This window comes from Vreelandella indica (genome assembly GCF_037070225.1).
Lineage (GTDB): Bacteria > Pseudomonadota > Gammaproteobacteria > Pseudomonadales > Halomonadaceae > Vreelandella > Vreelandella arctica.
The window spans coordinates 277,891-291,904 of sequence record NZ_JBANSO010000001.1; the positions used below are offsets into that span (position 1 = coordinate 277,891).

11 protein-coding genes are annotated in these 14,014 nt (G+C 55.9%); 7 read left to right on the forward strand and 4 right to left on the reverse strand.

Annotated elements, in window-relative coordinates; all coding sequences use genetic code 11:
• Positions 1–85 precede the first annotated feature (85 nt).
• Genes V8L71_RS01320 through V8L71_RS01345 form a run of 6 tightly spaced genes read left to right on the forward strand, consistent with a single transcriptional unit; the run spans position 86 to position 5,956 of the window.
• Positions 86–2,926 carry a monovalent cation/H+ antiporter subunit A gene (locus tag V8L71_RS01320; RefSeq protein ID WP_336272979.1) on the forward strand — a complete coding sequence of 947 codons (2,841 nt, stop codon included), beginning with the start codon at positions 86–88 and terminating at the stop codon, positions 2,924–2,926.
• Positions 2,926–3,258 (forward strand): Na+/H+ antiporter subunit C, encoded by a 333-nt coding sequence (locus V8L71_RS01325; protein ID WP_101146281.1) that lies wholly within the window; start codon positions 2,926–2,928, stop codon positions 3,256–3,258. The genes V8L71_RS01320 and V8L71_RS01325 overlap by 1 nt, the downstream gene beginning before the upstream one ends.
• Positions 3,255–4,769, forward strand: a complete 1,515-nt coding sequence (locus tag V8L71_RS01330; protein ID WP_336272980.1) for a monovalent cation/H+ antiporter subunit D — start codon at positions 3,255–3,257, stop codon at positions 4,767–4,769. Before V8L71_RS01325 ends, V8L71_RS01330 begins: the two co-directional genes overlap by 4 nt.
• Positions 4,766–5,263: a Na+/H+ antiporter subunit E gene (locus V8L71_RS01335; RefSeq protein WP_008958595.1), complete on the forward strand. Its 498-nt coding sequence runs from the start codon at positions 4,766–4,768 to the stop codon at positions 5,261–5,263. Before V8L71_RS01330 ends, V8L71_RS01335 begins: the two co-directional genes overlap by 4 nt.
• Positions 5,257–5,526 carry a K+/H+ antiporter subunit F gene (locus V8L71_RS01340; protein WP_336272981.1) on the forward strand — a complete coding sequence of 90 codons (270 nt, stop codon included), beginning with the start codon at positions 5,257–5,259 and terminating at the stop codon, positions 5,524–5,526. The genes V8L71_RS01335 and V8L71_RS01340 overlap by 7 nt, the downstream gene beginning before the upstream one ends.
• Positions 5,527–5,569: 43 nt before the next feature.
• Positions 5,570–5,956 (forward strand): Na+/H+ antiporter subunit G, encoded by a 387-nt coding sequence (locus V8L71_RS01345; protein WP_008958593.1) that lies wholly within the window; start codon positions 5,570–5,572, stop codon positions 5,954–5,956.
• 88 nt (positions 5,957–6,044) lie between these two features.
• Here the strand turns inward: V8L71_RS01345 and serB are convergent, their stop codons facing one another.
• The 4 genes from serB to pgi all read right to left on the reverse strand — a co-directional run bounded on the left by serB (position 6,045) and on the right by pgi (position 13,109).
• Positions 6,045–6,971 carry a phosphoserine phosphatase SerB gene (serB, locus tag V8L71_RS01350; RefSeq protein WP_336272983.1) on the reverse strand — a complete coding sequence of 309 codons (927 nt, stop codon included), beginning with the start codon at positions 6,969–6,971 and terminating at the stop codon, positions 6,045–6,047.
• 3 nt (positions 6,972–6,974) lie between these two features.
• Positions 6,975–9,230: a DNA topoisomerase IV subunit A gene (gene parC / locus V8L71_RS01355; RefSeq protein WP_336272985.1), complete on the reverse strand. Its 2,256-nt coding sequence runs from the start codon at positions 9,228–9,230 to the stop codon at positions 6,975–6,977.
• Between the two features lie 6 nt (positions 9,231–9,236).
• Positions 9,237–11,132 (reverse strand): DNA topoisomerase IV subunit B, encoded by a 1,896-nt coding sequence (gene parE, locus V8L71_RS01360; protein ID WP_336272986.1) that lies wholly within the window; start codon positions 11,130–11,132, stop codon positions 9,237–9,239.
• Between the two features lie 294 nt (positions 11,133–11,426).
• Entirely contained in the window at positions 11,427–13,109 is a 1,683-nt protein-coding gene (pgi, locus tag V8L71_RS01365) for a glucose-6-phosphate isomerase (RefSeq protein WP_336272987.1), read from the reverse strand.
• Between the two features lie 159 nt (positions 13,110–13,268).
• Between pgi and cmoA the strand changes: the two genes are divergently transcribed.
• Entirely contained in the window at positions 13,269–14,012 is a 744-nt protein-coding gene (gene cmoA, locus V8L71_RS01370) for a carboxy-S-adenosyl-L-methionine synthase CmoA (RefSeq protein ID WP_336272988.1), read from the forward strand.
• Positions 14,013–14,014: the final 2 nt, after the last annotated feature.

Genomic DNA, 14,014 nt, shown 5'->3' on the forward strand with positions numbered 1-14,014 from the left:
TTGAAGTATCCTAAGCCATCAGAACGCCTTTAAAGCGCCCTGCTGGTACTCTTTTGACTTTTATTTTAGCGCTGGATGGACGCCCATGACACTGCTTTGGATAGCCTTATTGCCTCTGCTAGGCGTGCTGGTACCGGTACTTACCGCACAGCGTGGTCGCAGCTTCTGTTCACTTGCGACGGCAGTGCTGCCAGCGACCGCTTTAGTAATGACGCTACTCAACGTGCCAGCTCTGCTAGACGGTGAGCAACTACGTTTTTCGGCTACTTGGATGCCTGAGTTGGCGCTGGACTTAGCGTTCCGCCTCGATGGGCTATCGCTACTGTTTAATTTGCTGATACTGGGCATTGGCCTACTGATTATTCTGTATGCCCACTACTACTTAGCAAAAGATGAACCCTTTGGCCGATTCTACGCCTTCCTGATGCTTTTTATGGCGTCAATGGTCGGTATTTCAATGTCGGACAACCTGATTCTGCTATGGCTATTCTGGGAGTTAACCAGCCTTTCCTCGTTTTTACTGATCGGTTACTGGTCCTACCGCAGTGATGCGCGCAAAGGTGCCCGTATGGCGCTAACGGTAACCGGCGCGGGCGGCCTTGCTCTACTGGCTGGTTTACTGCTGCTAGGCGATATGGCGGGCAGCTTCAATATGGGCGATGTGTTAGCCAGCGGAGACGTCATTCTTGCCGATCCGCGCTACCCGCTCATGCTCGGTTTGGTTCTGCTGGGGGCCTTTACCAAATCCGCACAGTTTCCTTTCCATTTTTGGTTACCCCATGCGATGGCGGCGCCCACGCCAGTATCGGCATATCTCCACTCGGCGACGATGGTTAAAGCGGGCATTTTCCTGATGGCGCGGCTGCACCCTGCCATCGCTGGCAGTGAACTGTGGAGCGTGGTCGTTTCACTCGTCGGCATCGTCACCATGCTGTACGGCGCTTGGTTTGCTTTGATGAAGACCGACCTGAAGGGCATTTTAGCGTTCTCCACGGTCAGTCATTTAGGTTTGATCACGGTACTGTTAGGCATTGGCAGCCCCATGGCGATCCTGGCTGCACTGTTCCATATCCTCAATCACGCTACTTTCAAAGCCGCTCTGTTTATGAGTGCAGGCATTATCGATCATGAAACCGGCACCCGGGAGCTAAAGCAGCTGGGTAGCCTGAAAAAAGCCATGCCTGTCACGGCGCTCTTGACCACGCTGGCGGCTGCCGCCATGGCGGGCGTGCCGCTATTCAATGGCTTTTTATCCAAAGAGATGTTCTTTACCGAGTCGCTAGCAACGCCCGTTTTGGGTGGGGTGAGCTGGCTATTACCCGCGCTAGCGGCCCTTGGCGGCATTCTCTCGGTCGCTTATTCGCTGCGTTTAGTACACGCCGTCTTTTTCAAACCTGCCCGTGAAGAACCGCCCAAAACGCCCCATGAACCGCCCCATTTGATGCGCCTGCCGGTTGAAATATTAGTGGTGCTTTGTGTGGTGGTCGGCCTTTTCCCGGCATTTATGGCCACAGGGTTGTTAGACCTTGCCAGCGAAGCGGTGATTGGAAGTCCGCTCGATTTTCATCTGGCTATCTGGCACGGCGTTAATCTACCGCTCATCATGAGCTTGCTGGCCTTTGTCGTCGGGATTGCGCTGTATTGGCGCCATGGTGATGTGCGCCGATTTACGCAACAATTTGCAGGCATTGACGCCCGACGCGTTTTTGAGCGCATTCTTATCTCGATCGGCTATCGCGCTGAGCAACTGATTGCGGCTCTGGAAGGCAATTCGCTTCAACGCTATGTGGGCTGGCTATGGCTAGCAGCGCTGATAATGGGGGGTCTTGGCCTTGTTCAAATCACCGACTTGACCGGCGCAGCAGGAAATCAGCCGCTGGACGGCATTCTTATTCTAGGTGCTGTGATGCTGATGTTTGGTGGCGTGGCGACCGCCGCCACCCATCGCTACCGGTTGATTTCGCTATTGATGCTGTCGGTAGTGGGGCTATTCGTTGCACTGACCTTTGCCCGTTTCTCGGCACCCGATCTAGCGCTGACACAGCTTTCTGTGGAAGTTGTGACCATGATTCTGCTGATGCTAGCGCTATTTTTCTTACCACAAAAAACGCCGCGTGAATCCAGCCCACTACGCAACGTTCGCGACATGCTGCTGGCTGGCTCGCTTGGCTTAGTGATTGCCAGCCTTAACTACGCCGTTATGACGCGCGATACACTGTCGATTTCCAGTTTCTTTGTGGAAAACAGTAAGCCCGGTGGTGGGGGCTACAACGTCGTCAACGTCATTCTAGTCGACTTCCGTGGTTTCGATACTTTAGGGGAGATCACCGTATTGGCTATCGCGGGTCTAGCGATCTTTAAGCTGCTCAACCGCTTACGCCTGTTTATGCCACACAGTGACGGTGAGGGACGGGTATGGTCACCCGACCGCTATCCGGCGGTGCTAACGTCGATTTCAATGACACTGCTGCCGCTGGCGCTCCTGGTCTCTGCATTTATCTTCCTGCGTGGCCACAATCAGCCGGGCGGTGGGTTTATTGCCGGCCTGATTACCGCAGTCGCCCTCATTCTGTTGTATATGGCGCGTGGCGTGGAGTGGGCGCAAGAGCGTCTGGATTTCCCTTTCCAACCGGTAGCCGTTATCGGGGTCGCCGTTGCTACGCTCACGGGGCTGGGTAGCTGGCTGTTTGGTCATCCGTTCCTCACCTCTGCCTTTGGCTACTTCAGCCTACCGCTGATCGGTACCTTTGAATTGGCCACCGCACTGCTCTTTGATCTGGGCGTGTACTTAGCAGTGGTAGGCGCCACGCTGATGATTTTGGCCAACCTTGGCAAAGTCACTACGGCGCACCGACCGGTGACCGAAGCCTCAGAAAAAGACACCGATGCCGCTGCTGCAACCTCTTCTGCTAAGGAGCCTCGCTAATGGAACTGCTCTATGCAATGACCACCGGCGTCTTGACCGCCTGCGGTCTCTACTTGACCTTGCGAGGCCGCACTTTTCCGGTGGTGGTCGGCCTAACGCTGCTCTCATACGCAGTGAATTTGTTTCTGTTTTCGATGGGGGGGCTCACCACTGATGGGCCCGCCATCGTGTCTGAAGGAACGAGCTATGCCGACCCACTCCCCCAGGCGCTAGTGCTCACGGCCATTGTTATCGGGTTTGCGATGACCGCATTCGTGGTGATTCTAGCCATGCGGGCGCGCAGTGAAGTGGGTAACGACCACGTCGACGGTAAAAAGGAAGACCGAGAATGATGCAGCACCTGATTGTTTTTCCTGTCGTTTTACCGCTAGTGGCGGGTATATTACTGCTCTATCAACGGCAAGGCTTAGTGCGCTATAAGCGTGCCGTCAGCGTTGCCGCCACCGTGTTATTACTGCTGGTTGCAATAGGCCTTTTGCGCCAAGCCGCCAGTGATCAGGTGACTTATTATGCCCTGGGCGATTGGCAAGCACCGTTCGGCATTGTGCTAGTACTGGATCGCCTGTCAGCACTGATGCTGCTGGTCACCGCTGTTTTAGCGGTTGGCGCCGTTGTGTTTGCCTGCGCGGGGGATGATGAAAAAGGCAGTAACTTTCATGGCCTTTTTCAGTGGCAGCTGTTGGGCATCAACGGCGCCTTTTTAACCGGTGATTTGTTTAACCTGTTCGTCTTTTTTGAAGTACTGCTACTGGCCTCTTACGCGCTGCTTTTGCACGGCGGAGGAAAAGCGCGCATTCAAGCCAGCGTCCACTACGTGGTTCTCAACCTGGCAGGCTCGTCGCTGTTCCTCATCGCGGTGGGGATTCTGTATGGTGCCACGGGCACACTTAATATGGCCGATATGGCAATCCGCGTGGCTGAACTGCCCGCAGAGCGTGAAGGCTTAGTCACCGCCGGCGCATTAATGCTACTGGTGGTGTTTGGGTTAAAAGCCGCCATCCTGCCTCTCTATTTCTGGCTACCCAAAGCCTACGCATCCGCGCCTGCGCCGGTAGCAGCGCTGTTTGCCATCATGACCAAGGTAGGTATCTACGCTATTCTGCGTGTCTATTCACTGCTGTTTGGCGACACCGCTGGCGGGCTGGAAGCACTGGAGCAACCTTGGATTTGGTGGCTCTCGCTTGCCACTTTGGCGGCCGCTGGTGTCGGCGTAATGGCCGCACGAGATTTGCGCTTGCTGGTGGCTTATTTGGTGTTGGTATCCGTTGGCACGCTGCTGGCGGGTATCGGCATGCGCTCACCTCAGGCTGTCTCGGCCCTGCTCTATTACCTGATCCACACCACGCTGGTTACCGGTGGTTTGTTCCTGTTGGCGGAAATGATCGGCCTGCAACGTGGTAAAGCGGGGACGCGCCTGGTAAAGGGCCGTCCGATGGTTCAGGGCGCGGGGCTCGCCATGCTATTTTTTGTAGGCGCCATCGCCGTCGCTGGCGTTCCGCCGTTTTCAGGCGCTATCGGCAAGGCATTAATGCTTAATGCTGCCGAAGGCACGCAGCGTCTTTGGCTTTGGCCGTTACTGCTGTTGACCAGCCTAGCCTCGCTGGTTGCGCTTTCCCGTGCTGGCTCTACGCTGTTTTGGCGTAGCCATCGTGGCAACGTGAGTGGTTCACCATTGCCACGTCGCCAGTGGTTTGGCGTTATCTGGCTGCTTAGCGCAGCGCCGCTGTTAGTTGCACTGGCTGGGCCGGTGAGCAGCTACACTCAAGCGACCGCTGACCAATTAGCCAACCCTCAGGTGCTGATTCGCACGCTACTACCCAATGCTGCTGGAGATGCCCAATGATCGCCCCGCGCTCCTGGCTACCCACGCCTGTATTATCGATACTGCTACTCGTTGTGTGGCTGTTGTTAGTACGCAGCTACGCGTTTGGTCAGTTCGTGTTAGGCGGCTCATTAGCTATTTTGATTCCCCTACTGACCCATCGGTTTTGGGATGCACGGCCTCTTATCGCCAAACCCTTTGCCTTGCTGCGTTTTATCTTCCGTGTGCTGGGCGACATCATCACCGCGAACTTTGAAGTGGCTTATCTAATTGCCAACCCATGGCGCAAGCTTAAACCCCATTTTATTGAATACCCGCTAATGCTAGAGGAGCGGTTCACCATCACGCTGCTCGCCAGCACGATCAGCCTGACACCGGGCACCGTGTCGGCCAATCTGCGCATGGATGGTAAATCACTGCTAATTCACGCCTTGAACGTGGACGATGAGGAAGCGCTGATTAACCAGATTCGCGAGCGCTATGAACGCCCACTTAAGGAGATCTACGAATGTTAAGCACTGCACTCTATATCACCTTAGCGCTGGTCGTGATGGCGCTGTTGATGAACCTTTACCGCCTGACCATTGGGCCCAGCTTGCCTGATCGCGTACTCGCGTTAGACACCATGTACGTTAACTCCATTGCGCTTATCGTACTGCTGGGACTGTGGCTGAACAGCAAAACGTATTTCGAGTCAGCGCTGTTGATCGCGATGTTAGGTTTTATCAGCACCGTAGCGGTGTGCAAATATATTCTGCGCGGAGACATCATTGAATGATTAACAGGAGCTATCGAACGATGAATATCAGCCAGGGGGATCTATGTCAGTAATCGTTGAAGCACTTATTTCACTGCTGCTGATCGCTGGCGGGATCTTTGTCTTTATCGGTTCGCTGGGGATGGCGCACCTGCGCGATTTCTATATGCGCCTGCATGGCCCCACCAAGGCCACCACCTTGGGCATCGGCTGCATGCTCATCGCTTCGATGCTGTATTTCTGGAGCGTGGACGGCAAACCGGATATCCAAGAACTGCTGATTACGCTTTTCCTGTTTATTACCGCCCCCGTCAGCGCCCACCTGCTGGCCAAATCTGGCTTACACCTGCGATTGAAGCATGCGGTCAAGACTCAGGGGCATCCGGTCGAGTTAAGGGCTGAAGAAGTCGGCGACAAACCGGTACCGCACCCCGATAAGGGCCATGGCTGAATCGGCATAAAATAAAAAGCGGGTGGTGCTGGAAAGCACCACCCGCTTTTTTACTGCCCACTCTTATACTTCCTACTTTTATACTGCTCTACGGTGTTAAATCCTGCTGCTGATAGCCGAGCAGGTAGAGCACACCGTCAAGACCCGATGTCGAGATCGCCTGACACGCTTGGGCACGCACCAACGGCTTGGCCCGAAACGCAATGCCCATCCCCGCTTTGGCAAGCATCTTAAGATCGTTGGCACCGTCACCCACGGCTATCGTCTGATCGAGGGTAAAACCCTGCCGTAGTGCGATGACTTCGAGCAGTTCAGCTTTGCGATCAGCATCCACGATTGGTTCGCTTACTTCGCCGGTCACTTTGCCATTTTCGATGATCAGCTCATTGGCATGGATCTCGTCAAAGCCAAGCTTCTTTTGTAAGTGGAGAGCAAAGTAGGTAAAGCCGCCGGAGAGTATGGCGGTGCGATAGCCTAACCGCTTTAGATTGACCATCAGGCGTTCAACGCCCTCCATCAGCGGCAGCTCCTCAGCGATTTCCGCCAGCACCGACTCATCCAAACCGACCAGTTTGCTCATCCGCTCGCGAAAGCTCGCCTTGAAATCAAGCTCCCCACGCATGGCACGCTCGGTGACTTCGGCGACTTCTTCACCCACGCCATGGCGGCGAGCCAGCTCATCAATCACCTCAGCTTTAATCAACGTGGAGTCCATATCGAAACAGACCAAACGGGGCTGCACGTGATCGCGAGTATCAGGTTGGGCAACGATATCAATACCCAGCGTTTCACTCAGCAAAAGCGCGGCGTCGCGCACTGCTTTGCTATCTGCGTCACCAGACAAGCAGTATTCAATACAGTCGATGCCTTCACCTGACTGAAATGAGACATCGGCAAGCCGCTGGGTACTCTCCACGTTCAGATTAAACTGGGTAATGAGAGCATCTACCTGCGCTTGAATGTCGGCGGTTAAATCCGACGCTAGTACGGTTAGGATCAAATCACCGCGTGCCATTACTTACTCCCCTGCCTCTAGTCGATCTACTTTCTGGAAGCCGCGGGGCAGCTTGCTACCTCGCCGACCACGCTCACCGCGATAGTATGCCAAGTCGTCGGCTTTTAGTGTCAGCTTGCGCTTGCCTGCATGGATCAACAGCGCATCACTGGCGGCAAGCACCACAATGCCGGTAACAAACTCCTCCCGGCGGGCGGCTCGTGGGCCTGGGATATCGAGCATTTTATTGCCCTTACCTTTAGACATCTCGGGTAACTGATCCAAGGGGAACAGCAGCAGTCGGCCCTCATTTGAAACAGAAGCCACCCACAGTTCCTCGTCGCCCTCAGGCACTTCCACTGGCGCCATGACATTGCAGCCCTTGGGCAGGCTAAGTACCGCTTTACCGGCTTTGTTTTTACCGGTGAGCGTATCAAGCCGCGCCACAAAGCCATAGCCGCCATCAGTGGCAAGTACGAAGCGCCGTTCCGGTGGCGCAAACATCAGCCCCGCCATTTTCGCTCCAGCGGCAACGTTAGCACGCCCGGTAACCGGCTCACCCTGGCCCCGCGCACTGGGTAAGTTATGCGCAGACAGCGTATAGGCACGCCCGGTATCGTCCAGTAGCACCAGCGGCTGGTTGGTTTTACCTTTTGCCGCCAGTTGGAAACTATCCCCGGCTTTATAGGAGAGCCCTTCGGGGTCGATATCATGCCCCTTGGCCGCACGAATCCAGCCTTTATCCGAGAGCACCACGGTAATCGGGTCAGCGCCTAGCAGCTCTACTTCAGACAGGGCCTTGGACTCTGCCCGTTCAACCAACGGTGAGCGGCGCTCATCACCATGCTCTTTACCCGCTGCGCGAATCTCTTTTTCGATCAGCGTTGTGAGCTTGGCTTCGCTGCCCAGCAGACCTTCTAAATATTTGCGCTCTTTTTCCAGCTCATCCTGCTCACCGCGAATTTTCATCTCTTCAAGTTTGGCAAGATGACGCAGGCGCAGCTCTAAAATGGCTTCCGCTTGGCGCTCGGAGAGGCTAAAGGTCGCCATCAGCGAGGCTTTCGGATCATCCTCTTCACGAATAATGCGGATCACTTCGTCAAGATCGAGGTAGGCAATCAGCAGGCCTTCCAGGATATGTAAGCGATCTTCGACTTTGCCTAGGCGGTGCTCTAAACGGCGACGCACCGTGCTACGGCGGAACTGTAGCCATTCGCCCAGCATTTCCGGCAGCGGCATGACCCGTGGGCGCCCATCCAGGCCGATCACGTTCATGTTCACCCGCACGTTTTTTTCCAAGTCGGTGGTGGCGAACAGGTGCGCCATCAGCGATTCAACGTCAATGCGGTTGGAGCGCGGCTCAATGACCAGCCGGGTCGGCTCTTCATGAGTCGACTCATCGCGCAGGTCGGCCACCATGGGCAGCTTTTTGGCCTGCATTTGCGCGGCGATCTGCTCTAGCACCTTGGCGCCACTAACCTGATAGGGCACCGAGGTAATAACGATATTGGCTTCTTCGCGGATGTAGCGGGCGCGCAGTTTGACCGAGCCGCGGCCTGATTCGTAGAGCTTACGCAGGTCCGCAGGCGGGGTAATAATTTCCGCATCGGTAGGGAAATCCGGCGCAGGCACGAATTCCATTAAATCGGCAGTGGTCGCCTTGGGGTTGCGCAGCAGATGGCAGGTGGCTTCGACCACTTCCGACACGTTGTGCGGCGGAATATCGGTGGCCATGCCGACGGCAATCCCGGTACCGCCGTTGAGCAGCACATGGGGTAACTTGGCTGGCAGTACCAGCGGTTCCTGCATGGTGCCGTCGAAGTTGGGGGCCCAATCGACGGTGCCTTGGCCCAGTTCACCCAGCAGCACTTCGGCGAACTTGGAAAGCTTGGCCTCGGTGTAGCGCATGGCGGCGAAGGATTTGGGATCGTCGGGACTACCCCAGTTGCCTTGACCATCCACCAACGGATAGCGGTAGCTAAACGGCTGCGCCATCAGCACCATGGCTTCATAGCAGGCGCTGTCGCCATGAGGATGAAACTTACCCAGCACGTCACCAACGGTACGCGCCGATTTTTTGTACTTGGCGTTGGCATGCAACGCCAGCTCCCGCATGGCGTAAATGATGCGGCGCTGAACGGGCTTCATACCGTCGCCGATATTGGGCAGCGCACGGTCTAGAATGACGTACATCGAGTAGTCGAGGTACGCTTTTTCGGTGTAGTCGCGCAGGGAGAGACGTTCGACGTCGCCCTCCGCTACTTGAATATCCATGGTCATCGGGGGTTATACCTCAATGTCTGCGAGGTTGCCGTAATCTTCCAGCCACTTTTTGCGGTCACTGGCGCGTTTTTTAGCCAGCAGCATATCCATCATTTCCATGGTGCCGTCGCCCTCCGTTAAAGTGAGCTGGACGAGGCGTCGAGTTTCCGTCGACATGGTGGTTTCACGCAGTTGTAGCGGGCTCATCTCACCGAGGCCTTTAAAGCGCTGCACATTAGGCGTACCGCGCTTGTTGGCCAGTTGCTTGAGAATCGCGGCTTTTTCGCTCTCGTCCAGGGCGTAGTGCACCTCTTTGCCTAGATCAATGCGGTACAGTGGCGGCATTGCCACGTACACATGGCCTGCATCTACCAAGCTCGGGAAGTGGCGCACAAACAGCGCGCAGAGCAGCGTGGCAATGTGCAGGCCGTCGGAGTCGGCATCGGCGAGAATACAGATTTTGTGGTAGCGCAGTTTTTCCAGATCAGCGCTGCCGGGGTCGGCACCAATGGCGACGGCAATATCGTGCACTTCCTGGGAGCCGTAGATATCGTGGGTTTCCACTTCCCAGGTATTTAAGATTTTACCGCGTAGCGGCAGTATCGCCTGGGTCTCGCGGTTACGCGCCTGCTTGGCACTGCCGCCTGCCGAGTCCCCTTCGACCAAAAACAGTTCGCTCTGGGCAGGATCCTGGCCGGAGCAGTCCGCCAGCTTACCGGGCAGGGCCGGGCCGGAAGTGACTTTTTTACGGGCCACTTTTTTGGCTTTTTTCTGACGGTTTTGCGCCGCGCTGATGACCAGCTCGGCAATCGCTTCGGCTTGATCCACGTGGTGATTCAGCCAGAGCGAGAAAGCGTCTTTAACAACGCCAGAAACAAAACCGGCAATCGTACGCGATGAGAGCCGCTCTTTGGTTTGTCCGGCAAACTGTGGGTCGAGCATTTTGACCGAGAGCACAAAGGAGGTGCGCTCCCAAAGATCATCGGCGGTGAGTTTGATGCCGCGGGGCAACAGGCTGCGGTATTCGCAGAACTCACGCAGCGCGTCCAGCAGCCCGGAACGAAAGCCGTTTACATGGGTGCCGCCCTGGGGGGTGGGTATCAGGTTAACGTAGCTCTCCAGCAGCGCTTCACCGCCTTCCGGTAGCCACTGAATCGCCCAATCGACACCGTGCTCGTCGTCGTTGAAGTGGCCCACAAAAGGCTCCCGGGGCAGCACTTCATAGCCATCAGTGGCTTCGACGAGATAGTCGCGCAGGCCATCGGCAAACTCCCACTCGGTGGAGGTGCCGTCAGGTTCTACCAGCGTGACTTTTAAGCCGGGACACAGCACCGCTTTGGCACGCAGCAGGTGCTTCAGCCGGGTTAGCGCTAACTTGGGGCTATCGAAGTAGCTTTCATCCGGCCAGAAACGCACCAGAGTTCCGCTTGCCCGCTTGGGAGCTTTACCAATCTCATGTAGCTCTTCGACTTTCTCGCCGAACTCAAACGCCATGGCATGGCGTGCGCCATCACGGGTGACTTCGACATCTAGCCGGCGCGATAGCGCATTAACCACCGACACCCCCACCCCGTGTAGGCCACCCGAGAAGCGGTAGCTGGTGGAGGAGAATTTGCCGCCCGAGTGCAGCTTGGTAAAGATCAGCTCAACGCCTGAAACACCGTGCTCTGGGTGCAGATCAATCGGCATACCCCGGCCATTATCCTGCACCTCAATACCGCCATCGCTATGTAGCACGACGTTAATCTCGGTAGCATGGCCCGCCAGCGCTTCATCGACGCTGTTATCAATGACTTCCTGGGCAAGGTGGTTGGGGCGAGTGGTGTCGGTATACATACCGGGACGCTTACGTACCGGCTCGAGGCCCGACAGGACTTCGATGGAGCTCGCGCCGTACTGAGAGGCATCAAACTGGGTCATGTAACGTCGGTTCCCTGAAAAATCGTACTGGCAGCCATATTGAATGCTGAAACGCGTAATTGGCGGCTTGCAAAGACGCACAGGATAGCGGAAAAGCAAAAAGCTGTATATCTAGCCATGCTTATCAATGGCGAAGCAGAAAGGGCTTCCCCGTCGATAAGTCTACGAGGGGGCGCTGTAAACCCATCCCTGGGCGCTACATTTGCCGGCCATGGCAAATGACCCCCTCTACGACTTATCCACGGCGCCCTTTCTGTATGTGTCCACAATATACTAGCGACAAAATTGCACGGCTCACTCCTGCTCTGCCGCCCAAAATGCCTCAATCAATCCCTTACTGGAAGCATCCATCCGCGATAGATCTCCCTCATGGTCGATAATTTTCTGGGTATCCGTGGCAATCTGTTTGCCCAGCTCAACGCCCCACTGGTCGAACGGGTTGATATCCCAAATCACCGCCTGAACAAAGACCTTGTGCTCGTAAAGAGCGATAAGTGAGCCCAGGGTTGCGGGCGTCAGCTGGTCAAGCAGCACCGTCGTCGAAGGTTGGTTGCCACGGTAGCGCTTGTGTTCTGGCCGCGGGCCATCATCTTCCAAGGCGTCATCGCCCAGCATAAGCACCCGGGACTGAGCAAAGCAGTTAGCCAGCGCCAGACGGTGCTGAGTTTTCAGATGGCGGCGGGTATCCGGGTCTTCCACCTCGTCGTAACGCTTGAGTGGCGCAATAAAATCACACACTACCGCTTGCGTGCCCTGATGCAGTAGCTGATAAAAAGCATGCTGAGCATTGGGGCCAAGCTGCCCCCAGAGCACCGGACAGGTAGAGTAGTTAATCGGCTGGCCTTGACGGGTAACCGATTTGCCGTTGGACTCCATCTCAAGCTGTTCAAGATAGGCAGCGAAATACTCCAACCGACCGTCGTAGGGCAGAATGGAGTGCGCACGGATATCCAGAAAATTGACGTTCCAGATGCCCGCCAAGCCAAGCAGTATGGGTAAGTTATCTTCCATGGGCGCTTCAGAAAAGTGGCGATCCATGGCGTGGGCACCGGCTAGAAATTCGCGAAAATTATCCATCCCCACGACTAGCGCAATCGGTAAGCCAATGGTGCCCCACAGCGAGTAGCGTCCGCCTACCCACTCCCAGAAGGTTAACTGGTGATCGTCAGCGATGCCCCACTCGGTCATTTTCTCAGGGCTCGCCGACACACCGATAAAGTGCTGACGCACCACCAGCTCAGCGCTAATCGGCGTCGCGCCATGCTGGGTTAAGCGGCCCAATAGCCATTCGCGAGCAGTGTTAGCGTTGGAGAGCGTATCAATGGTGGTGAACGACTTGGATGACAACACAAAGATAGTGGTTTCAGGATTCAACCGGCTCAGATAGTCCGCTAGCTGGGAGCCATCCATGGTGGAAGCAAAATGCACCTCAACCGGATGAATATCTTTGGGCCGGAAATCTGTCAACGCATGGGTCACCATTAGTGGGCCCAGATCTGAACCGCCTACGCCTAGATTAACCACATGTCGAATCGGCTTGCCGGTGGCACCACGCCACTGCCCTGCGTGCAGCCGGCTAACCAAGCGTTCCATTTGGGCAAGGCTTTCGTGCACAGCGGCAACGATATCTTCACCCTCAACCTCCAGTGTCGCATCGGCAGGCAAACGCAACGCCGTGTGTAACGCCGGGCGGTTTTCGCTGACATTCACTCGCTTACCGCTCAGCAGCGCCTCAATGGCAGAGGGGACGCCCGCTTCGCTAGCCAGCGTAAACAGATGCTCGAGCGTATCGTCATCCCAGCGCTGCTTGGAAAGATCCAGCGTCAAACCCGCCACCTGGCGAGTAAAGCTTTCCCAGCGGGAGGGCTCGGTGCCAAACAGCGTTTTCAAGTGAACGTGCTGCAGCGTTTCAGCGTGATGCTTTAGCGTTTGCCATGCCGGTAACGTATCGGGTGTAGCGCTTGATGCTGAGGCCATTTAGCTTCTCCAGTGGCGTCAATCCTTGCAGCGGGGTTCATTAAACAGGTTAATAACCTTAAACAGGGCTGTTCTATGTGAGTCTGTGCTAGACAGGCCTGTTCTCGTCAATTAAGGGCGCGTAAACTAGCACGCCTTTTCCATGATCCCGGCTTGCCCATGAGTGATGCATCTTACCGTGACGCTATCTTTTCGACACCCCTTGACCGAGTTGCGCGGTTCTCTTTCGACGAAAAGGTAGTCGCCTGCTTTCCTGACATGATCCGCCGTTCGGTACCCGGCTACGGGCAAATTCTTGGCATGCTGAGCTTAATTGCCCAGCGCCACCTGCGCCACGGCGCCCATGTCTATGATTTGGGCTGCTCACTGGGCGCTTCCGGCCTTGCGCTGGCAGGGGCGCTGGCACCCGACGCCTTTCGCTATACGGGCGTTGACCTATCGCCCGCCATGGTCGCCCAGGCTCGGCAAACTTTTGCCGATGAGTGCCCAGCGTACGCTATGCAGGTCGAAGAAGCCGACATTCGTACCCTAGAGTATGCACCTTCGGGCATGATCATTCTCAATTTTACCCTACAGTTTCTACCCGCCGCCGACCGCGATGCGCTACTGGCGCGGCTTTATACAGCACTGGAACCCGGCGGCGTGCTGATTCTCTCGGAGAAAACCGTGGATGCCGACGAGCGCGATAATGCCTGGCGGGTCGAGCGCTACCATGATTTCAAGCGTGCCAATGGCTATAGCGACCTGGAAATTAGCCAAAAGCGCACCGCCCTTGAAAACGTACTGGTACCGGATACCCTCGACGCCCTCCATGGCCGCTTGAAGCAGGCTGGCTTTCCACGCTCGATGACCTGGTTCCAGTACCTTAACTTTGCCTCGCTAATTGCGTTTAAGGAGGGTTAAAG

What these genes read in the sequence shown, in the direction of transcription:
- V8L71_RS01320 (WP_336272979.1), top strand. Translation starts at nt 86, where the DNA reads ATGACACTGCTTTGGATAGCCTTATTGCCTCTGCTAGGCGTGCTGGTA.
- V8L71_RS01325 (WP_101146281.1), top strand. Translation starts at nt 2,926, where the DNA reads ATGGAACTGCTCTATGCAATGACCACCGGCGTCTTGACCGCCTGCGGT.
- V8L71_RS01330 (WP_336272980.1), top strand. Translation starts at nt 3,255, where the DNA reads ATGATGCAGCACCTGATTGTTTTTCCTGTCGTTTTACCGCTAGTGGCG.
- V8L71_RS01335 (WP_008958595.1), top strand. Translation starts at nt 4,766, where the DNA reads ATGATCGCCCCGCGCTCCTGGCTACCCACGCCTGTATTATCGATACTG.
- V8L71_RS01340 (WP_336272981.1), top strand. Translation starts at nt 5,257, where the DNA reads ATGTTAAGCACTGCACTCTATATCACCTTAGCGCTGGTCGTGATGGCG.
- V8L71_RS01345 (WP_008958593.1), top strand. Translation starts at nt 5,570, where the DNA reads ATGTCAGTAATCGTTGAAGCACTTATTTCACTGCTGCTGATCGCTGGC.
- serB (WP_336272983.1), bottom strand. Translation starts at nt 6,971, where the DNA reads ATGGCACGCGGTGATTTGATCCTAACCGTACTAGCGTCGGATTTAACC.
- parC (WP_336272985.1), bottom strand. Translation starts at nt 9,230, where the DNA reads ATGACCATGGATATTCAAGTAGCGGAGGGCGACGTCGAACGTCTCTCC.
- parE (WP_336272986.1), bottom strand. Translation starts at nt 11,132, where the DNA reads ATGACCCAGTTTGATGCCTCTCAGTACGGCGCGAGCTCCATCGAAGTC.
- pgi (WP_336272987.1), bottom strand. Translation starts at nt 13,109, where the DNA reads ATGGCCTCAGCATCAAGCGCTACACCCGATACGTTACCGGCATGGCAA.
- cmoA (WP_336272988.1), top strand. Translation starts at nt 13,269, where the DNA reads ATGAGTGATGCATCTTACCGTGACGCTATCTTTTCGACACCCCTTGAC.